This window comes from Rheinheimera nanhaiensis E407-8 (assembly GCF_000296695.1).
GTDB classification, from domain to species: domain Bacteria; phylum Pseudomonadota; class Gammaproteobacteria; order Enterobacterales; family Alteromonadaceae; genus Alishewanella; species Alishewanella nanhaiensis.
In genome coordinates, this window is record NZ_BAFK01000002.1 from 176,362 (window position 1) to 197,780 (window position 21,419).

Annotated in this window: 15 protein-coding genes and 1 pseudogene; 11 read left to right on the plus strand and 5 right to left on the minus strand. The window is 51.7% G+C overall.

Going from position 1 to position 21,419, the window contains the following annotated elements:
• Positions 1 to 123 precede the first annotated feature (123 nt).
• Positions 124 to 886, plus strand: a pseudogene (locus RNAN_RS02430) (Nif3-like dinuclear metal center hexameric protein).
• Positions 883 to 1,650 (plus strand): methyltransferase, encoded by a 768-nt coding sequence (locus tag RNAN_RS02435; RefSeq protein WP_008218422.1) that lies wholly within the window; start codon positions 883 to 885, stop codon positions 1,648 to 1,650. The pseudogene RNAN_RS02430 and the gene RNAN_RS02435 overlap by 4 nt, the downstream one beginning before the upstream one ends.
• A gap of 27 nt (positions 1,651 to 1,677) precedes the next feature.
• Here the strand turns inward: RNAN_RS02435 and tamB are convergent, their stop codons facing one another.
• Both tamB and tamA read right to left on the minus strand, forming a co-directional pair.
• Positions 1,678 to 5,460 (minus strand): autotransporter assembly complex protein TamB, encoded by a 3,783-nt coding sequence (tamB, locus tag RNAN_RS02440; RefSeq protein ID WP_008218424.1) that lies wholly within the window; start codon positions 5,458 to 5,460, stop codon positions 1,678 to 1,680.
• Positions 5,457 to 7,181 (minus strand): autotransporter assembly complex protein TamA, encoded by a 1,725-nt coding sequence (gene tamA, locus RNAN_RS02445; RefSeq protein WP_040551469.1) that lies wholly within the window; start codon positions 7,179 to 7,181, stop codon positions 5,457 to 5,459. Before tamA ends, tamB begins: the two co-directional genes overlap by 4 nt.
• Before the next feature lie 210 nt (positions 7,182 to 7,391).
• On the opposite strand from tamA, the gene RNAN_RS02450 reads away from it, so the two are divergent.
• Positions 7,392 to 8,507, plus strand: coding sequence for a beta-ketoacyl-ACP synthase III (locus tag RNAN_RS02450; RefSeq protein WP_008218427.1), 1,116 nt, complete (start codon positions 7,392 to 7,394; stop codon positions 8,505 to 8,507).
• Positions 8,508 to 8,571: 64 nt separating this feature from the next.
• Here RNAN_RS02450 and RNAN_RS02455 read toward each other — a convergent pair whose 3' ends face one another.
• A complete protein-coding gene (locus tag RNAN_RS02455) occupies positions 8,572 to 8,880 on the minus strand; it encodes an isoamylase early set domain-containing protein (protein ID WP_008218429.1) in 309 nt (102 codons plus the stop codon).
• 454 nt (positions 8,881 to 9,334) lie between these two features.
• On the opposite strand from RNAN_RS02455, the gene RNAN_RS02460 reads away from it, so the two are divergent.
• Positions 9,335 to 10,555 (plus strand): efflux RND transporter periplasmic adaptor subunit, encoded by a 1,221-nt coding sequence (locus tag RNAN_RS02460; protein WP_008218435.1) that lies wholly within the window; start codon positions 9,335 to 9,337, stop codon positions 10,553 to 10,555.
• A gap of 4 nt (positions 10,556 to 10,559) precedes the next feature.
• The gene (locus RNAN_RS02465; RefSeq protein ID WP_008218437.1) at positions 10,560 to 13,733 is read left to right on the plus strand and encodes an efflux RND transporter permease subunit; all 3,174 of its coding nucleotides are present in this window, start codon (positions 10,560 to 10,562) and stop codon (positions 13,731 to 13,733) included.
• A 67-nt stretch (positions 13,734 to 13,800) separates the two neighbouring features.
• Here the strand turns inward: RNAN_RS02465 and asnB are convergent, their stop codons facing one another.
• Positions 13,801 to 15,465, minus strand: coding sequence for an asparagine synthase B (asnB, locus tag RNAN_RS02470; RefSeq protein ID WP_040551471.1), 1,665 nt, complete (start codon positions 15,463 to 15,465; stop codon positions 13,801 to 13,803).
• Positions 15,466 to 15,776: 311 nt separating this feature from the next.
• On the opposite strand from asnB, the gene RNAN_RS02475 reads away from it, so the two are divergent.
• The 6 genes from RNAN_RS02475 to RNAN_RS02500 all read left to right on the plus strand — a co-directional run bounded on the left by RNAN_RS02475 (position 15,777) and on the right by RNAN_RS02500 (position 20,952).
• Positions 15,777 to 16,595 (plus strand): DUF3025 domain-containing protein, encoded by an 819-nt coding sequence (locus RNAN_RS02475; protein WP_008218441.1) that lies wholly within the window; start codon positions 15,777 to 15,779, stop codon positions 16,593 to 16,595.
• A 24-nt stretch (positions 16,596 to 16,619) separates the two neighbouring features.
• On the plus strand, positions 16,620 to 17,426 hold the full coding sequence (locus tag RNAN_RS02480; RefSeq protein ID WP_008218443.1) for an ATP-binding cassette domain-containing protein: 807 nt from the start codon (positions 16,620 to 16,622) through the stop codon (positions 17,424 to 17,426).
• On the plus strand, positions 17,426 to 18,628 hold the full coding sequence (locus RNAN_RS02485) for an ABC transporter permease (RefSeq protein ID WP_008218445.1): 1,203 nt from the start codon (positions 17,426 to 17,428) through the stop codon (positions 18,626 to 18,628). Before RNAN_RS02480 ends, RNAN_RS02485 begins: the two co-directional genes overlap by 1 nt.
• A 164-nt stretch (positions 18,629 to 18,792) precedes the next feature.
• On the plus strand, positions 18,793 to 18,999 hold the full coding sequence (locus RNAN_RS02490) for a bacterioferritin-associated ferredoxin (RefSeq protein WP_008218446.1): 207 nt from the start codon (positions 18,793 to 18,795) through the stop codon (positions 18,997 to 18,999).
• A 141-nt stretch (positions 19,000 to 19,140) separates the two neighbouring features.
• Positions 19,141 to 20,034 carry an aspartoacylase gene (locus RNAN_RS02495; protein ID WP_008218448.1) on the plus strand — a complete coding sequence of 298 codons (894 nt, stop codon included), beginning with the start codon at positions 19,141 to 19,143 and terminating at the stop codon, positions 20,032 to 20,034.
• A gap of 108 nt (positions 20,035 to 20,142) precedes the next feature.
• A complete protein-coding gene (locus RNAN_RS02500) occupies positions 20,143 to 20,952 on the plus strand; it encodes a substrate-binding periplasmic protein (RefSeq protein ID WP_008218450.1) in 810 nt (269 codons plus the stop codon).
• A gap of 17 nt (positions 20,953 to 20,969) precedes the next feature.
• On the opposite strand, the gene gloA is transcribed toward RNAN_RS02500, so the two are convergent.
• Positions 20,970 to 21,371: a lactoylglutathione lyase gene (gene gloA / locus RNAN_RS02505; protein ID WP_040551534.1), complete on the minus strand. Its 402-nt coding sequence runs from the start codon at positions 21,369 to 21,371 to the stop codon at positions 20,970 to 20,972.
• Positions 21,372 to 21,419 lie beyond the last annotated feature (48 nt).

Below are 21,419 nucleotides of genomic sequence, written 5' to 3' on the forward strand. Positions count from 1 at the left end.
CTGAGATTATTTAAGCAAGTCGCGCATTATTTATACACCATTTTGACCGCTTAACACAAATGTGCCTGATTTCTTAGCCAGTTGCAGTACAATAACCGCTAATCGAGTGAAGGAGCTTTGCTGATGATTTCGCGTGACGAGCTGGTGAGTTTTTTAAACCAACATTTACAAAGTGAACGAATACGTGATTACTGCCCGAATGGTTTGCAGGTAGAAGGTAAGAGCCAGATCCGCAGAGTGGTTACCGGGGTTACCGCCAGTCAGGCTTTGCTGGACGCGGCTGTTAACGCCGGGGCCGATGCTGTTGTGGTACACCATGGCTACTTTTGGAAAAATGAAGCGCCGCAGGTCACCGGTATGAAAAATGCAAACCTTGCTGCAGCATGACATCAACCTGCTGGCGTATCACCTGCCGTTGGATGTGCACCCGGTGCAGGGCAATAACGCTCAGTTAGGGGCCTTGCTCGGCGTGCAAAATATCCGGCCGCTACTTAGTGTTGAGCCTGAAGGCGTGGTGCAGCAAGGCGAGCTATCTACAGCGTTAAGCCCGGCGCAGCTGGCGGCAAAGCTTGAGACGTGGCTTAAGCGGCCGGTGTTACTGCATCAGGCCACGCTGCCTGCTGCTGACAGCCTTGTCAGTAAACTGGCCTGGTGTACCGGCGGGGGGCAGAGCTATATTGAACAAGCGGCCGCCGCTGGTGCCCAGCTGTTTATCAGTGGTGAGGTGTCGGAGCAGACCATTCATGTGTCGCGCGAACTGGGTATTCACTTTATTGCCGCCGGTCATCATGCTACCGAGCGCTATGGCGTAAAGGCGCTGGGGGAGCTGATTGCACAGCAGTTTGGCCTTGAGGTGCAATTTATTGATATAGACAACCCGGCATGACAAAAAAAACCGATCGCAGTTTTGATGGTATTGCCGCTAAATTTGCCCGCAATATCTACAGCAGCAGTAAAGGTGCGCTGCGCCAGGCGGTGTTGTTACGTGACTTGCTGGAGCTGTCGCAGCTGCAGCAGCCCTGTCAGGTGCTGGATGTCGGGGCAGGTCAGGGCCAGGTTGCGCTGGCGTTAGCCGCGCGGGGGCATAGTGTTCATCTTACGGATATTTCCGCTGACATGCTGCAAATGGCCCGGCAGCAGGCTGATTTGGCCCAGTTACAACAGGTCAGCTTTGAGCAGGTTGGTTTAGCCCAGCTTGCTGCAGCAAAGCCCGGTGTTTATCCGCTGGTGCTGTGTCATGCCATGCTGGAATGGCTGGCCGAGCCTGAGCAGGCACTGGCGCAGCTGAGGCAATTGGTAGCGCCTGACGGGGTCTTGTCACTGATGTTCTACAACAAAGATGCCAAGCGTTTTGCCAATATGGTGTTTGGCAATTTTGACTATGTTGCGGCCGATTTGCAGGTGAAGAAAAAAGTCAGCCTAAACCCGCAGCAGCCGCTGGTGCCAGCCGAGGTGTTAGTTTGGGCACAGCAGGCCGGTTTTCGCCTGCAGGGTAAAACCGGTGTACGTTGTTTTCATGACTACTTACGCGATCGCAACCTGCAGCACAGCCATTTTGACCAGTTACTGGCGCTTGAGCTGCAATTTAACCGTCAGGAGCCTTATGCTTCGCTGGGGCGCTATCAACATCTGCTGCTACAAGCGGTATAGCTGTTGGCGTAATAGGTGCAGATATGCTTAGTCGAACTCAAACTTATACAACAGATCGACGGCGTTATCTAAACCCGATACCGCCTCCAGATACAGCCGGCGCATCAGGCGGTAGCGTAGGGTAAATTCGCCTACCGCATTAAAAATGCCGTAACCGTATTTTAGCTGCAAGTCGCGTGATAAATAGCCGCTTACCGTTACCTGAGAGTTATCACCGGCCCCGGCAGTGTCCAGTGTCAGATCACGTAAGCCGAAAGCTTCGCCAATTTCGCCGACCACTTTGCTGCCGGATGACAGCGTCATGCCAATCAAACTGGTGGTCACGGCTGTGCCGGCATTGCCACTGTCACCGCCCAGGTCTCGCCCCATCACCAAATAGGCCAGCGCACTGGCTTGCGATTTAGCCGGCTCGGAAAAAATCACCACATTAGGATCATCGGCCGGGCCTGTTACTCTGATGCCGGCGATGACATCATCTTCCATATTGGCAGGGTTACGAATAGCTTCAACATTTAAAAACGGCTGATCGGCCGGGCCGTTAAAATTCATTTTGCCTTTACGGATCAGTAAGTCCTGACCGTAGGCCCGAAAAGTACCATCGACCAAATTGACATCACCATTTAATCGTAACGGCTGCAATGGCTGCTGTCTTACCCGCAGATTGCCACTGAGGCGGGTTTGCAGACCAAAAGCGGACAGCCGTACCCGCTCACCCAGCTGCACGTTTAAGTCGGTTTGCAGCGCAAACAGGCCGTCATTGCTAACGGCTTGCGGTGTTAAGTCGGCGTCAAGCAATACCGTATCGCCAGACAGCTCTACTGCACTGGCCGGCAGATCGTCGATATTAATACGGGCGTTGGGAATACGCACCGTACCGCTGAGCCTGGTGAGCTCTGGGCTGGCTTTAATGGTCAGATCCGGCGCTATTTGTAAGCTGGCTTGTGGCACCTGTAACCTGATCTCATCGCCTTTTATGTTAAGCTGCGCCTGCCAGTTGTCCAGCTGTTGCCAATCGGCCTGGCCAGTTAATACCACCTCGCCTTTGGGGGTGATCACCTGGCCGTTTAGCCTGGCGTTACTGCCGCTAAAATCGAGCTGCAGATCTGCATCATCAATATCTACCGGCGCCAGCTTGCCCTTCACTTTAGTGTTGCTAAGCCGGGTCTGGCCGTGCAGCAGCGGTTGTTGCAGGGTGCCACTGAGCTTAAGCTCAGTGTCCAGCACACCACTAAGTTCGGTAAGTTCACCCAGTAACGGCTGCAGAAAATCGATAGCAAAATGGTTTAGACGTACGTCACCACTGAGGGGTTTAGCGCCGGCATCGGCGTAAGCCAGCGTTATATTGGCATCGAGTTTGGCTTGCTCGTTAAAAGCCACCTGCAGCGTATTGTGCAGGGCGTTATCACGGATTTCCGTATTAACTGCCAACTGCTGCCAGCTTAGCGTAAGGGGAGTATCCAGTTGCTGCGTCAAGCTGCCCTGCGCGCTGCTAAGGTGTGCAGTAGCCTTTAGCGGTTTATCCTGTTGCCAACTCAACATTGCCCCGGCATCAACACGGCCTTCCAGGTTAGTGTTCGCTGGTAGCAGCGCTGCTAGTGCGCTCAGTTCAAGCTGCTGCAAGGTTAGTTTGGCGCTGGCTTGTACCGGACTAAACTGCATGGTTTGCGTGGCGCACAGCGAGGCTAAGTCTTGCTGCCAGCAATGAGCCGCCACACTAAGCTGCTGCTCTTTGTCCTGGTAGGTTAGCGCAGCAGGCGCTTTAAGCCGCCAACTTCCGAGCAGGCTGCTGATTTGTGCCTGTTGTAACTGGCCTTGCCATTGGTTGTTTTGCCGTCCGCCAGCCAGGCTTAGCTGTGCCTGGTGCTGGTCGGCATCTATATCAAGCCTGAGCGCGTGCTGCTGTTCGCTGCCATGCAAATGCAGCGCCAGTTGCGTTAATTTGTGCTGCTGATAACGGCCGCTTTGTGCCTGCAGGGTGATATCCGTGTGCCAACGCTTTTGCTCATCCAGCCACACTGAACTATCAAATTTAAGCTGCTTTAGCCGCAGCTGGTCAAAGCCTATATCCTGGCCGCTTACAGCGCCTTTAAGTTTAGGGTGCAGACGGGGGCCGGTTAAAGTGAACTGGCCCTGGACCTTACCTTGTGCCTGGTCAAGCGATTGGCTGATATCGCTGATGTCCAGAGCCAGCATCAGATCCCAGCTTTGCTGCAGGCTACCGGCCAAACGCAGCTTGTTGTCAGCGTGGCTTATTTGCAGTCCGGGGCTGCTAAAACGGTAGTCGCCGTTGCCAGTAGCATCATCGGCCCGGGCACTGCCGCTTAGGGTTAACACGTAGTCACGCAGCTTACCGCTAATATCGATGTTATCCAGCGCCAGCTGCCAGCCATGTTGCTGATTAACCTCAGCCCGGTAGTGCAGGCTGCCGTTAAGCTCACCGGGGTATGCTGGCCAGAACATGCCGGGTTGAATAGCCCTGAGCTTACCATTCCCCTCGACCCTGATACCTTGCTGCCAGTTCAGGCTAAGCGGGCTTTGTACCTGGCCCCCCAGGGTATCAAGCTGCAGTTGCGACAGCACCAGTTGCTCGGGTGTCAGCTGGCCGTCAAAGGCGATGGCCATCGCTGGCAGGCTATCGCTGTTAAGGCTGACGCGGCCACTCAGGGCGCTTTGCTTGCTATCGCCTGACAGCTTAAGCTCACCGCGCGACAGGGTAAGCATGGCGCTTTGCTCACCTTCAGCCATCGGCCAGCTGAGGTTAGCAAGATTGAGCACAAGCTGGTGTGGCAGCAGCTCGCTAAGTAAGTTCAGCTGGGCGTCAACATCCAGCGCAACAGGGCCGCGCGCAGCCAGTTCAAGGCGAAGCGCTGACAAGTCGCCACTGGCGTTAAGTTGCAGTTGTTGCTGCGCCAAAGCGCCATCGCTGATGTGCGCCGACACCTGTGCGCTTAGTGGATAACGGCCGCTTGCGCTTAGACGGGCTGAGCTTTGCACTTTGCCAAGCGGATGATAGAGATCTAACTGCGTCAGGTTTAATTCGTTTTGCTGCCACTGCAAGCTGATATAAGCGCGCTCCAGCGCAACATGCTGTTGTTGCTGCTTAAGCACAACATTGTGCAGGCTAAAACGGTCGACAAACAGTTGTAGCGGCAGGCTAAAGTCAGTTAACACCGGCGGGATATAGTTAAAACCTGTGCTCTGCTCGGTGTCTGCTGCGCTGTCGGGCAGCGTTAACTGCACGTCTTGCCAGTTGGGGGTGGTCAGTTGCAGTTTATTGCCCCAGGCGTCTAACCGGGTGCTGAGCTGTTGCCAAGTCAACTGATAGTCATCAAGGCGGATATCACCCTGGGTAATACTAAAGCCAGACAGCGTAACAGGAAAGGGCAGCCAGAATGCGCGGGTGGCCGGGTTGGCAGTTTGGCTGCTGCTTTGGACATCATCCAGCTCTGCAGCAGCGGTTTGCCAGTTCACACTCAGGTTATCCAGTTGCAGCTGCTCGGTGCACAGCGCCAGTTGCAGTAAACAGCGATGATTAAAGCGCAGTGAAAATTGTTGCAGTTGTACCCAGTTACTGCCCTGTTGCCAGCGTACCTGCTGCAAGGTGTGGCCGCCCAATACACTGCCCTGACTGGCGCCAATGCTAAGGCCTGGTATCAGCGCCTGCGCCAGTGCAATATTCAGCCGCAAGCCGGCATGGCTAAACAGCAGGGCGGCCAACAGCAGACACAGCAGCAGGCTGGGCAGTAAAATTGTCCAGTTCAGCCATTTCAGGCTAAGCCGGCATAGGGCTTTTGCGCGCAGCCAACTCATAATTCAGGCCCTAAAGCAAAGTGCAGCTGAAAACCACTGCCGGGCTGGTCCAGGCCAAAGGCGAAATCAAGCCGGATTGGCCCTACTGGCGATGCCCAGCGCACGCCAACCCCCACACCCTGTTGCCAGTCGGGGTTGTCATCCCAGGCGCTGCCATAATCAGTAAAGGCGGCCAGCCACCAGTTGCCCCGTAACCGATACTGGTATTCTGCCGAACCGGTCAATAAATAACGCCCGCCAATCAGCTCGCCTTGCTCATTAGTCGGCGAGATAGTTTCATAACCAAAACCACGAATGCTGTTGTCGCCGCCGGCGAAAAAACGTAAGGAAGGGGGAAGCTTACGTAGTGCTTCCATTAAAATAGCGCCGGCATCTAAGCGGGTAACAAAGCGGTGGTTATCGCCGGCGCTGCCTATCCAGCCGGCGCGCCCGCGCAATCTGACAAAGCTGGCACCAGAGCCCCAGGCTTCATCTGACACTTCTACCCGCAGCGCTAACCTGTCAGCGCTGTGGGGCATGGCACCACCGGCCTGACGGCTGCGGTTATAGCTGATACCTGGCATGATCAGGCTGATATTGTCCCGTTGATCGGCCTGTACAAAGTCTTCATATAACCAGCGCAGCGATGCAGTGCGATACCATTGGTTACCCAGCAACCAATAACGCTCTAACACCAGGTTAGACTCGCGGCTGGCGGTATCTTCAGTATCGCGGTTTCGTACCCCTAGTTGTAACTGATAGTAATCTGTTGCGCTGTGTTGTAACGGCAACTTATAGGCTGCTTCAATGCTTTGCTCTATTTCTGATAAGGCGAGGTCGGTACGCAAGCTGTGGCCAGCGCTGTTTAACCAGGGCTTTAGCCAGTTAAGCTTCAGCCTGGCGCCTACGTCGGTCGAGTAGCCAATACCGGTTTCGATAATATTGCGCCGCTCCGGTGCCAGGCTAACCTCTACTGGTAAGTGAAAATCGCTGATTTGCTCCGTATTACCCTCAACCAGAATGGAGGAAAACCAACCTGTTGTAGCCAGCGCCTGATTCAGTTCGCCTAATTGGCTGGCCAGATAGGCATCGCCTGCAGCGAACGGCAATAACGACTGCAGCCGGGCGCTGTCAATTTGCTGGCCGCTAAAGGTAACCTCGCCAAAGCGGTAACGCACACCGCTGTCAAAATGCAGCCGCACAAATGCCTGGTTTAGCTCAGGGGCCACCTCAAGCCGGTTCAGGCTAAAGCGGGCATCAAAATAGCCTTTACGTAAAGCCAGATTGCGCAGCGCACTTTTTAACCCCTCGTACTGACCATGATGTAATATGGCGCCGCGTTTGGGCGCCTGTTGCTGCAACAAAGCGGCAAAATCTGCATCGTTGGCGGCATCCCCGCTTAACTGAATATCGACAGTGTCAATCAGCACCGGTTTGCCAGCCTTAATGTGCAGTGTCAGGGCCAGCGGGTTATCCGGTTTGGGGTGCACCTCAATCTCACTTTGATAGTACCCCAGCGCCTGCAGCGCTTTTTCTGCTTCCTGCGTCAATGCGGCGTGTAGGCGCGTGCCGGCGCTGACTTCATCTTCAGTGAATTTTTGCAGATAAATGGCCACGTTGTCTTTTAACTCACCTTTAATGCCTGTGATATTCAGTGTTAAGGCCGACTGCGCCCAAGCTTGCGCACTGACAGCCAGCAAGCCACAAAGCATTAAACAGCGGACGAACACAAACTTAGGCATGGGTGAGATAAGATCCTGCGTATTGACCAAAAAAGATAACCAGATGCCGGCTATTATGACCCAGCCCCGTAGTTACTGTACACCGCAACGGTTAAACCCGATCTGAATAAGATATTGGTTTACGCCACAATTTATCTGACAAGCCGAGATCAGGTATACTGATGCCATTCACCGTGCGGTTAGCCTACCGCTGTAATCAAGGTTATGAAAATGAAAAATGTCGTAATAAGTGGTTCAGGTTTATTTACCCCCAGCGAAACGGTCAGTAATGAAGAGTTAGTGGCGAGTTATAATTTGTACGTCGACCAGTTTAATGCTGAGCATGCACAGGCGATTAGCCGTGGCGAAGTAGCCGCGCTGGAGCACTCCAGCTGTGAGTTTATCGAAAAAGCATCGGGTATTAAGTCACGTCATGTGCTGTATAAAGAGGGTATTTTAGACCCTGCTATTATGCGTCCGGTGTTTGCGCGGCGCAGCGAAGAACAACTGCCGGAAATGGTCGAAATGGCACTTAGCGCCGCCCGTGAAGCCATGACTCAGGCCAATAAAACCGCGGCCGATATTGATCTGATTATCTGCGCTGCCTCGAATATGCAGCGGCCCTATCCGGCGCTGTCTATTGAACTGCAGCAGCAGCTTGGTTGCCGCGGTTATGCTTTTGATATGAACGTCGCCTGCTCATCAGCGACCTTTGCCATCAGTAACGCGGTGAACGCTATTCGTGGCGGCACAGCGAAAGTGGTGCTGGTGGTGAACCCGGAATTTGCCTCGCCGCAGGTGAATTACAGCAGCCGCGACAGTCACTTTATTTTCGGTGATGTCTGTACTGCCACTATTATTGAAGCCGAACAGAGCTGCAACAGCGACAATGCCTGGCGTATTAACGGCATGCGGCTGAAAACCGAGTTTTCTAATAATATCCGCTGCGACATGGGCTATACCGAGCATTGTTTACCCGCTGATCCATTGGTGCCGTTTTTTAAACAACAGGGCCGCAAGGTGTTCAAAGAGCTGCTGCCTATCGTTGCCGATGTGATCCTCGATGAAATGGCTGCCCAGCAGTTGGCGCCAGAGCAGTTAAAACGCTTGTGGCTGCATCAGGCGAATATCAACATGAATATTTTTGCGGCGAAAAAAATTCTTGGCCGTGATCCGCTGCCCGAAGAAGCGCCGCTGGTGCTGGATACTTATGCCAACACGGCATCTGCCGGTTCTGTTATCGCCTTTCATAAGTACAAGCAAGGCCTGCAAGCTGGCGACCACGCTATTTTATGCTCGTTCGGTGCCGGTTATTCCGTAGGGTGTTTAGTGCTGCAAAAATGCTAGTGAGCAGGGGTAGTTAAGACTAAACAGGGCAGCTTCGGCTGCCCTTGGTGTTGGTCAGCAAAGGTCACAGCCGTACAACGGAGTTATGATCGTACGACACCGGTGATGGCTGATAGCTGTCGGCTGCCTCGTCGTTTAACCAGGTGCCGCCGTTAACCAGATAACGGAACTGGTATTCTTTGTTTTTTTCCAGGTTAACGGTGGCGGTAAAGTCGCCGCTTTTGGTTTTTTTCATCGGCAGCGCTATCGGATCCCAGTCGTTAAACTCACCCAGTAAGGCGGCATGCTCTATTTGTGCCAGCCGGTGCGCGGGCAGAGTAAAGGTGACTTTGCACAGCGGTTTGGTTTTCAGATACTGTTTACTGATACTCATGGTAGTTCCCTCATAATAGTAAATAGAAAGACGTCTGCGCTTGTCCGCTCATCATGCGCTGCTGGTGTGATGTTTTTATGACCAGTTTGCGCAAAAAACACCATAGAGAATTTAACCACTAACAGCAAATAACCCTTTTTAAGGTGGTTATAACCAAAGCGTTAGGTGGTCAGGGCGCCATTTACTGGGTTCAGTTGTAACAAGATATTACTAAAACCAATAGATGGTGCGCCGGTTTTAGACACAAGTTGCCATCATGGCGCTGCTGCAACAAGGTGCGATACCAGTAAATTCAGGCGTCGGCATAACCTGGTCTTGTCTGGCAAACCACGGCTATTGGCTCGCAATGTTAGCCAGCTTCTCTACACTGATACAAAGCGTAACATTCGCGGCGTTACTTTAATTTTCCGCCGCTTTACTATAAAGCCAGTAAAACAGCATTGTGGAAATCAACATGGCAGCAAAAATTATAAAAATTCTGGTTCCGGTGGGGGTAATTGGCATTGCGGTAGTAATGGCCGTGGGCTTAACCAGTATGCGTAAACCGCCGGAGAAAAAGGATGAGCAGCGCCCGGCGGTGTTAGTTAATGCAACACCGATAGTGGCAGAAGATTTGGTGTATAAAATCCAGTCGCAGGGCACGGTAAAAGCCAAACTGGAAACTAACCTCAGCTCAGAAGTGAATGGCCGTATTGTTGAAGTGTCGCCCAGCTTTGTTGAAGGCGGTTTTTTTAATGCCGGTGACTTACTGATCCGGGTAGAGCCGGCTGACTATTTAACCAATGTAAAAGCTGCAGAGGCCAGCCTGGCCAACGCGTTGGCTGCGCTTGAAGAAGAAAAAGCCCGCGGCCGGGTGGCAGAAGAAGAATGGCGCTCTTTTACCGACGGTAAAGCGCCCGAGCTGGGGTTACGCCGGCCGCAGCTGGCCGGAGCGCTGGCCAGTGTGCGCTCGGCAGAAGCAGAACTTGAGCGCGCTAAACGCGACTTGGCGCGCACCGAAATCCGCGCGCCTTTCGCCGGTATGGTCAAAAGCCGCAACGTGAACCTGGGCCAGTTTATTAGCCGGGGCACCAATGTTGGTATGATTTACGGCACCGACCTCGCTGAGGTGCGGTTACCTATTACCGACAACGATTTGGCGTTTATGCAGCTGCCTGATTTTGCCAGCGACGATGTTCAACCTGAAGTGGTGTTAACCGCGGTGGTGGGTGGCCAAATTGCCCAATGGCCGGCTAAATTAGTGCGCACCGAAGGCGTGCTGGACGAGCGCAGCCGGGTGATTTATGCGGTCGCGCAAATACAGGACCCTTATCAGCGCAACAACACTGGCAAGCTGCCACTGCGCTTTGGCCGCTTTGTGCAGGCGCAAATCCTGGGCAACGCTACTGACAATGTGGTCGTGGTGCCGCGTCATTTATTGCTGGCACAGCAGCAGGTGCTGGTGGTGGATAAAGACAGCCAGTTACAATTTCGTCCGGTAACGCTGGAGCGTACCGACGATAGCTTTGCCTATATCACCGGTGGTTTTGTTGAGGGTGACCGGCTGGCCGTCTCGGCCATTGCTAACCCGCTGGCGGGCACTTTGGTGCGGGTGGCCTCTGATAAAGCAGAAACCGACGTGGCCGATAAAAAAGACGCTGCTGCGCCTGTGCTGACCACTCAGGTGAAGGAGTAAGCCGATGGATACCAATAAGGGCCTGATTTCCTGGTTTGCCCGCAACAGCGTAGCCGCCAATTTACTGATGGCGATTATCCTGGTGGCTGGCGTGTTTTCGCTGTTCACCATCAAAAAGCAGATTTTTCCGGAAATCGTGCTGGAGCAGGTGAATATCCGCGTGCCTTATTTGGGCGCTGCACCGCAGGAAGTGGAAAGCGGTGTAATAGATAAAATTGAAGAAAGCCTGCGTGGTGTTAATGGTATCAAGCGTATTCGCTCCACTGCTGTGGAGGGGTTGGCAACCGTAAGGACTGAAATTGCCAATGGCTATAATGTGCAGGAGGTGATGGACGAGATTAAAACCCAGGTCTCGGCTATTTCATCACTCCCCGAGCAAACCGAAAAACCGGTGGTGTACCGGGTGCGTTTTCAAAGCAACGTAATGTGGTTGTCGCTGTATGGCGATGCCAGCGAGCATACGTTAAAGGAGCTGTCTAAAGACGTACGCGATGAGCTGAAAAAGCTGCCGGGTATCAGTAAGGTTGATGTGGTGGGCGCGCGTGATTATGAAATTGCTATTGAACTGTCTGAGCTGAAATTAAAAGAGTACGGCCTGACCTTTGAAGAAGTGGTTAGCGCCATTCGCGGCAGCTCAGTGGATTTACCCGGTGGCTCTATTAAATCTGAAAGCGGTAATATTTTGCTGCGCACCAAAGGCCAGGCGTATTACGCGCAGGACTTTGAAGACATAGTGTTGCTGACTTTTGCCGATGGCACCCGCTTATCGCTAAAAGATATTGCCAGCATTAATGATGGTTTTATCGAACGCGAAGATTTATCCACTTTTGATGGTAAAAACTCGGTGTCAATCCGGGTTGATGCCGTGGGCGATGACAACACCCTGCGTATCGCTGAGCAAGTAAAAGCCTATGTAGAGCGTAAGCAAAAAGAATTACCCTCATCGGTGTCGATTGCGCACTGGGGCGACTCCAGTTACTACCTGCAGGGCCGGTTAGATTTAATGAGCAGCAACCTGTTAATGGGCGCTTTTCTGGTGTTGCTGGCGCTAACCCTGTTCCTGGAGTTTCGTATTGCCTTCTGGGTGATGGTGGGCATACCAGTGTGCTTCCTTGGTGCGATGGCGATGCTGCCACTGCCGATGTTTAACGTTTCTATCAATATGATCAGCTTATTTGGCTTTATTCTGGTGCTGGGCATAGTGGTCGATGACGCCATTATCATAGGCGAGAGCGCCTACAGTGAAATTGAAAAGCGCGGTAAGTCCGTCGATGCGGTGATTGCCGGCGCGAAAAAAGTCGCCATGCCAGCCACCTTTGGTGTGTTAACCACTATTGCTGCCTTTACGCCGATGCTAATGGTAGGTGGGGCCCAGGCGCCTATCTGGGGCTCTATTGCCTGGGTAGTGGTGCTGTGTCTGATTTTCTCACTGGTCGAATCAAAAATGATCCTGCCGGCGCACATTGTGAATATGGACACCAAACCCTGGGATCCGGATCGCAAAGGGCTGTTTTATGCATTAGGCCGCGGCTGTAGCCGGGTTTTAAAAGGTATCCGTGAAACTATTGCTGCGGCAATGCACCGTTTTGTGACCAAGCGCTATCAGCCTTTTGTTGAGCGCTGCATTGAATATCGTTACACCACTATGGCGGTGTTTTTTGCCATGCTGATTGTGATGTTTGGAGTATTAGGTGGTGGTTTAGTGCGCTGGGTATTTTTTCCTAATATTCCCAGCGACTTTATCAATGCCAACCTGACCATGCAGGAAGGTGCCTCGGCCGAAGCGACGGTAAATGCATTACGTGAAGCAGAAGCCGCACTTGTTCGGGCCAATGAAAAACTCAGCGTCGAATTTGACGATGCCATCGTCAAGCACCGGTTGATGTTTCTCGACAGTGACACTGGTGGCCAATTGGTGGTCGAGCTGGAAAAAAGCGAAGGCCGTGAGGTGGATGGTTTTGAAATTGCCAACCGCTGGCGCGAGGAAATGCCGGAAATTCCGGGGTTAAAAGCCTTTAAAATTAATGCCTCTACCGGCGGTGGTGGCGGCGCCGACATAGCACTGCAACTACGCGGTACTAACCTGGATAACCTGAAGCTGGCCACCGAAGAGCTAAAAGCCCGTCTGGGCGAATACGCCGGCATTTATGATATTGAAGATAATTTGCTCGGCGGTAATGACGAGATAGTACTGCAGTTAAAACCTGAAGCCCATTTGCTGGGCTTAACGCTGGCCGATGTGGCCCGCCAGGTACGTTATGGCTTTTATGGCGCCGAAGCGCAGCGTGTGCAGCGTGACGGTGAAGAGGTTAAAGTCATGGTGCGCTACCCGCGTGAGGAGCGCAGCTCCGTCGGTAATTTGGAGAACATGCGTATCCGTACTGCCGATGGCGGCGAAATTCCGTTCAGTCAGGTCGCCAGTTATTCACTGCAGCCCAGTTTCAGCGCCATTAACCGGGTCAACGGCGAGCGCGCGGTGACCATTACCGCGGCGGCAGATAAAAATACCGTTGAGCCGGGCAAAATTGTTGGCGATATGCGCAAAACCGTGATCCCGGAAATTACGGCTAAGTATGATGGTGTGACCGGTGAGCTTGACGGTGCCAGCCAGGATGAACTGGATGCGCAGGTCGATTTATTAAAAGCCGGTGTGTTTGCGCTGTTTTGTATCTACGCCCTAATGGCGATACCGCTGAAATCTTACAGCCAGCCTTTGATCATTATGAGCGTTATTCCGTTTGGTCTGGTAGGCGCGGTAGTGGGGCATATGGTGCTGGGCCTGAGTATGAGCATTATGTCTATTTTCGGCCTGGTAGCACTGGCGGGGGTAGTGGTGAACGACTCCCTGGTGATGGTCGACTTTGTCAACCGCGCCCGTGAAGAGGGTATGTCGGTGCGTCAGGCGGTATCACAAGCCGGGGCGCAGCGCTTTAGGGCGATACTGCTTACCTCACTCACCACCTTTGTCGGCTTAGCGCCGATAGTGCTGGAGCGCAGCTTACAGGCCAAAATTGTGGTGCCAATGGCGGTATCACTGGCCTTTGGTATTTTGTTTGCTACGGTGATTACGCTGATTTTAATTCCCGCGCTGTATGTCATTCTGGAAGATGTGAAAAACCTGTTTCGTAAGAAAGAGGCAAAGCAAGACACCCGTATTGGCTCTGCGATAGTGAAATAAGCCCGTCAGCGCGAAATAAAAAGGCCACGCAATAGCGTGGCCTTTCACTGTTAGCTTACTAATAAGCTTAATAAGCTTGGGTGTGCACGTCGCGTACGGCACGGCCCGATGGGTCAGTCAGCTGCGCCATTTTCTCATCCCAGGCCAGCGCTTCCGGCGTAGAGCAGGCGACTGACTTACCGCCCGGTACACAGGCAATAGCGCCGGCATGCGGGAAGTGCTCTTCAAAGATCACCCGGTAGTAGTAGGCTTCTTTACTGTCTGGCGTGTTTACCGGGAAGCGGAAGCTGGCGGTAGCCATTTGCTGATCGGTCACTTCTTTGGCGGCATGGGCTTTTAAGCTGTCAATCCAGCTGTAGCCGACACCGTCTGAGAACTGCTCTTTCTGGCGCCATAAAATCTCATCCGGTAACACGCCGGTAAAAGCTTCGCGCAGGATATGTTTTTCCATTTTGCCGCCACCGCACATTTTTTCCTGTGGGTTTAAGCGCATGGCCACATCCATAAAGTCTTTATCTAAAAACGGTACACGGGCTTCAATACCCCAGGCCGACATGGCTTTGTTGGCGCGGTTACAGTCGAACATATGTAAGCGGTCAAGTTTACGTAAGGTTTCTTCATGGAACTCTTTGGCGTTTGGCGCTTTATGGAAGTACAGATAGCCGCCAAACAGCTCATCAGAGCCTTCACCGGATAACACCATTTTAATGCCCATGGCTTTAATTTTACGCGCCATCAGGTACATCGGGGTAGAGGCGCGAATGGTGGTGACATCATAGGTTTCCAGAAAGTAAATCACGTCACGCAGTGCATCCAAACCTTCCTGCACGGTAAAGTGCACGGTGTGGTGCACAGTACCAATAGCATCAGCCACTTTTTGCGCCGCGATTAAATCCGGCGAGCCGGCCAGGCCCACGGCAAAAGAGTGCAGGCGCGGCCACCAGGCTTCACTTTGGTCGTCATCTTCTACCCGGCGTTTGGCAAATTGCTGCGCAATGGCTGAGATCAGTGACGAGTCCAGACCGCCGGATAGCAGCACGCCATAGGGTACATCTGACATCAGATGGCTTTTAACGCTGTGCTCCAGGGCGGCCTTCAGCTCGGCTAAGCTGGCGGGGTTGTCTTTTACCGCCTCATAGCTTTGCCAGTCGCGCTGGTAGTATTTGCGCAGCTCACCCACTTTGCTGTCAAAGTAGTGGCCTGGCGGGAACTCTTTAATTTGTTTACACACCGGCACCAGCGCTTTTAGCTCTGAGGCGACAAACAGCTGGCCGTGCTCATCGTAACCGTAGTACAGCGGAATAATGCCGATATGGTCACGGGCAATTAAGTAACGGTTTTGCTCGGCATCGTACAAAATAAAAGCGAACATGCCTTGCAGCATATCGATAAAGCTGCTGCCATGCTCCAGATATAACGGCAAAATCACTTCACAGTCAGACTTGGTTTTAAACGGATAAAGGTTGCCGAGGCCTTTTTCGAGCTGCTTATGATTATAGATCTCACCATTCACTGCCAGAATGTGATTTCGATTATCATTAATCAGAGGCTGGGCGCCATTTTCAGTATCTACAATCGCCAGGCGCTCGTGCACTAAAATGGCATTGTCGTTATTCCATACGCCAGACCAGTCTGGCCCGCGGTGACGTAATAACTTGGATAACTGCAGCGCCTGTTGGCGCAAGGCTTTAACATCAGTTTTGATGTCAAGCACCCCGAATATCGAACACATGATAACCTCTATTAAATTAATTCGATTAAACCCACCGGTTTAAACACATTTTGCACCCTAAATATTTCAACTTACACGTAGGCGGCAAGGCAATTTATCCCCTTGAGCTTAGCTGTACTAAGTGATAGGGGTAAAGTGTCGCAGCCAACACCCGTGTGGGTTGAAAGATGACGGGTAGTTTTGGCAGTATGTACGGCTAAACGTACCCCCTGAATGTGCCATGCCATGCTAAAATTGCAAGCGCTTTTTCGCGCTTTTAACAAGTAATTGCCGCTGAGGAGTTTCAGCTGCAACAACAGAACAGACGGTTTATGCAAAAAACAGAGGTAAAAAGCCGCTTTACGCCGCCAACACAGTGGCAGAGCGCAGTGATGGCAAATAACCCGATTTTTGCCGACTTGTGCCAACGCTTTGGTGTTCACCGCTTAGCGCAATGGCCAGATGTCGGCTGGCTCAATAGTTTGGCCACGCAAGTAGCCGTGACGTTTGTCGACAATGAGGCCTTAATGGCCGATGGCCGCTATTACGAAGAATATATTTATGCAACTGCGCAGGTGCCTACACGCAAAGACAACTGGCATGACTTTTTTGGTGCCCTTATCTGGTGTTTATTTCCTAAAACTAAAGGCTTGTTAAATCAGCTGCATATGGCTGAAATTGCCGCTTTTGGCTTAAAACAGCGCAGTAAGCTGCGTAATAAACTGACGTTATTTGATGAGTGCGGCGTGATTATTTGCCTGGAGCCTGATGCATGGCCGCACGCAGACTTATTACGCCAGCATCAATGGCCGCAAAGTTTTCTCGCCCATCGCACGGACTGGTGGCACAGCATAAGGCCAATGGTGTTTGGCCATGCCATTTACGAGATGGCCACCGCGCCCTTTATCGGCCTTACGGCTAAGGCACTCTTCGTTGACGTGCCGCAGGGCTTTAGCGCCTGGCCTTTAACAGCTGCTTACAGTTTTGTTGATGATAAATTACATGAACAAATTGCTAACCAGGCACTACTTCTTGATAATCAACAGCTAACGCCTTTGCCAGTATTGGGCGTGCCGGGCTGGTATAACGACAACAACACCGCCAGTTTTTATAACAATACCGACTACTTCCGCCCCCGCCGGCAGCAGTAACGGTTTTGATAACAGGATGCTTGCATGATAGAAATTCAGGATTTAGCCAAAGCTTTTGCGCTTAGTAAAAACAATAAGTTATCTGATACCGAAAAACAGGATGTGCGCTATAGCAAAGACGCCTTTCATTCAGTGCGTAGTGTCAGCTTCAGCTGCGGCAGTGGCGAAGTGCTGGGCCTGCTGGGGCCTAATGGTGCCGGTAAAACGACCACGCTCAGAATGTTGTCGACGGCATTAAAACCCGATGCCGGCTCGGTGCTGTTAAACGGCGTTGATGTGTTAAAGCAACCGGTTAAAGCGCGCCAGCAAATTGGATTTTTATCCGCTGATACCGGTTTGTACGGCAAACTGACCGCCTATGAAAATATCGCCTATTTTGGCCGTTTACATGGTATGAGCGAGCAAGCTTTAAAGCAGCGTATTGACGAGCTGTTTACCTTACTCAACATGCATGATTTTGCCAACCGTCGCGCCGATAATATGTCGACCGGTATGAAGCAAAAGACTGCCATTGCCCGTGCGGTAGTACACAGCCCCAAGGTAGTGATTTTGGACGAGCCCACCACAGGCCTGGATATTATGACGGTACAAACGGTACTGGATTTTATTAAAGGCTTAAAAGCGGCCGGTACGCCGGTTATTTTCTCTACCCACCATTTAGATGAAGTGGCGTCTTTGTGTGACCGCGTGGTGGTGATAGATAAAGGCATTAGCGCCTTTTCCGGCGATATTGCACAGTTTAAAACGCTATCGGACAAGGGTGATCTGCGCCAAGCCTTTTTGTCAGTGCTAAAAGGCTCACAACAATTACAACAGCAAGGAGCAGCATAATGTGGCAGGTATATCTGAAAGAGCTTACTGAGCTGATGCGGGATAAAAAAACGCTGATTTTCGTTATTCTGCTACCGATTTTTATTTTCCCGGTGATCTTTGGTGTGATGGGACTGGTGTTATCCAGCACCACCAACAAGGCCATGCAGGAGCAGCATCGCTACGTGATTATTAACGCCGGGCAGGCACCCAAGTTTGCCGATGCGTTGTTTTACCATAAAAACTTTAAGCAGCTAAGCACCGATAAAAGCACCGAGGAAGAGTTAATTGCCGCCATTCGCAATGACGAGTTCGATGTGGCTATTGTTATCCCTGCCGACTTTAACGACAAGCGTCTGGCAGTAGAGCAAGCGCAGTGGCAGATCATTTACAATCAGTCATCGCAGTTTGACTTTATGTACCGCTATTTCTCGGAAATCCTGGCTAATTTCAACGAGCAGCTGCAGCGCGACACCTTAACGCAGCTTAATGTGGACCCGGCTAAGCTGACCGCTATTATCAAACCGGTTGATGTAAAAAAAGTAGATACGGCGGCGAAGCGGGAAAACATCGGCGAAAAGTTCGGCGCCATTATCGCCTACATTCTTATTCCGCTGTGTCTGCTCGGCGCATCTTACCCGGCCATTGACATGGGCGCCGGTGAGAAAGAGCGCGGTACACTGGAAACCTTGCTGATTTGCCCAATCAGCCGGGTTAGCATCGTACTGGGTAAGTTTTTAACCGTGCTGACCACCGGCTTAGTCGGCGCCCTGATAACAGTGGGCAGCTTTGGCCTGTGGGGCGCGATTATCGGCTCTTTCGCCGGCATGGCGGTGGTGCAGGAGGCCATGTCAGCCATTGCCATTACTGAGCTGGTGCTGATTTTCTCGCTATTGCTGCCGATTTCTGCCGTGTTTGCCGCGTTGTTGCTGGCGATATCCATTTATGCCCGCACCTTTAAAGAGGCGCAGAATTACATCAGCCCCTTGTCGATTTTGATCTTCCTGCCGCTGGTGGCGGCCATGATGCCGGGGGTAGAGCTAAACAGCAAAACCGCACTGGTGCCGATAATGAACGTGGCGCTGGCCATTAAAGAGCTGATCAAAGGCACGGCAGATTACATGATGCTGGCGCTGATCTTTGGCTCGACCCTGGTGCTGGCAACCGTTGCGATTGGCTTTTGCGTGCACTGGTTCCAGCAGGAAAAGGTACTGTTCCGCTAAGCACAGTCTACTCAGCAAAGTTTGCTAACCCAGCATGCTTTGCTGCCGCCCAAGGCCCGCGTTGTGCGGGCCTTGTTATTGGTAATAGTTCAACTTAACAAATACTATTGATAATGGTTCTTAATAATATTAAAATGCCGACGTACTGTTACCGGAGTGCTGTTATGTACGTCTGTTTATGCAAAGCTGTGACTGATAAAACCATCAAGCAAAAAGTGGCTGAGGGTGTATCGACTATGCGTGAGCTAAAGATGTGCACTAGCCTGGGTACTCAGTGCGGTAAATGCACCTGCCAGGCGCAGCAAATTTTGCATAACGAGTTAGTGCGTTTAGCCGATAACCGCTTTGATTTAGCCCAGCCTGCAGCCTAGATACTATTTAAGCTGGCATTTATATTCTTAAAAACTGCATTTGAATTCTTTAGCTATTCTTTTTTCCTACCGTTCTGGTCATAATGCGGCCTTTAATTTAGGCTAAGCTCAGGCTTAGTATCAGTAACCGGGGTAGGCAAAGTGGCAGATCAAATACAGCAAGTTGCTATTGTTGGCGGCGTTCATGGCAACGAATTTTCCGGCATTTATTTAGTTAAGCAGTATCAGGCCAACCCTGAGCAGGCCAGCCGCAGCAGTTTTACTACTCAACTGGTATGGGCCAACCCGGAAGCCCATTATGCCAACAAACGTTACCTGCACAGTGATTTAAACCGTCAGTTTAAAACCGCGGATTTAGCCAACCCCCAGCTTGCCAATTATGAGCAAAGCCGTGCCAAGGTGCTTAATGCGCAGTTAGGCCCCAAAGGTAATGCCAAAACCGATTTACTGATTGATTTGCATAACACCACCAGCAATATGGGCGCCTGTTTAATTCTGACGCAGGCCGGGCCTTTTTATAATAAGCTGGCGGCCTACGTAAAAATGAAGATGCCTGAAGCGATTATCTCGCGTGATGAAGATCATTTTGCGGCTGAAGATCATGCGCTCATGTGCACCCTGGGCCGTTATGGCGTGTTGGTAGAGGTGGGGCCGCAGCCGCAGTCGGTGCTGCGCCAGGACGTCCTGGAGCTGATGCACCGCATGACACAGCATATTCTCGATTTTGTGCAGCTGTACAACACCAACAATTTGCCAGCGCTGCCCAAGCACACCGAAGCTTTTCGCTACCTGCACAGTATTAAGCTGCCGATGAACGATAAAGGCGAGCGCATCGGAATGGTGCATAAAAATGTGCAGGATAATGACTATCAGCCAATAAACCCAGGTGACCCGATTTTTACCCTGTTTGATGGCTCAGAAATTTATTATGACGGCGACAGCACGGTATACCCCACCTTTATTAACGAGGCGGCGTACTATGACAATAACCTGGCGATGTCGCTGAACGAAAAAGTGCTTATTACGCTGGAGTAACAGGCCTCCTGTTGGGCCTGGCTAACGCACAGGATTTTGATTTCTTTTTAGCAACGGCTGTGTTATTAACTTGTTAGGTTAACCAGAAGTATACCTAAGTGGTGACAGATGATATTCAAGCAGGCTGCACGCGTACTGCTTTTCAAAGTGTTGTTTATTAATATCTTATTAAGTTTTCCCCTTGCTGCTGCAACGCAGTTGCAATGGTTAACCGAGCACAGCCCGCCGGGCCAGTATCTGGACGAGCAGGGCAAACTAAGCGGGGTGACCGTTGCGCTGATCCGCGAGTTACAGCAGCGCTTAAACGAGCCTGCAGATATTCAGTTATTGCCCTGGGGCCGGGCCATGATGATGGCGAAAACCGAGCCCAATACCGCGCTGTTTGAAACCGTACGCACACCAGAGCGTGACAGCTGGTTTAAGTGGGTTGGGCCCTTAATGCATTACCATATTAACTTATATGGCTTGCGCCAACGCTTGGGTGTAAATGCGAACACCCTGGCATTACCCGGTAAACTGATTGCCTGCAGTTATCGCAACGCGGCAACGGTAAATGACATTAAGGCCTTTGGTTTTGTCGAAGGGCGCAACCTGATCCTGACCAGCCAAACCGGTGAGTGTCTGGATATGTTAATTGCCGGTCGCATTGACGTGTTAGCGATTACCGAATACAGCTTTCCTGCCTATGCCGCCAGAGTGCAGGCGGCCGGCTTTGAGCTGACCACAGTGCATTATTTAACCGAGCGTAAACGCTATATCGCATTCTCTAAAGATGTGACAGAGGATCGCATTGCCGCCTGGCAGCAGGCACTGGAGCAAAGTTACCGCGACGGCACTATGCGTAAGTTATATCAGGGGGCATACAGTGAGGCGATAATAAGCCGGCTGGAGCAAGCGGCCCAGGCGCAGCAGCGCTAGGCTGCTGCAATACTTGCTTACAGCGTATCGTAATGCTGTTTTTTCTGAATTAGCTCAATGGCGTAATTATCCGGGTCACGTACAAAGGCAATTTCCGTGGTGCCACCTTTTACCGGGCCCGGCTCGCGGCTAATTACACCGCCTTTAGCGCGAATTTTATCGCAGGCGTCATAAACGTTGTCTACTTCCAGCGCGATATGGCCAAAGGCCGTACCTAAGTCATAGCTGTCGGTGCCCCAGTTGTAGGTAAGCTCCAGTACCGTATTTTCCGTCTCGTCACCATAGCCAACAAACGCCAGCGTGTACTTGTACTCGGGGTTTTCTGACTGGCGCAGCAATTTCATGCCCAGCACTTCAGTGTAAAAGGCGATAGATTTTTCTAAATTACCCACGCGTAGCATGGTGTGTAGCATTCTCATAAAAAACTCCTGTTTGCTATTAGCATGATTAGCCGCTGAATACAGGCC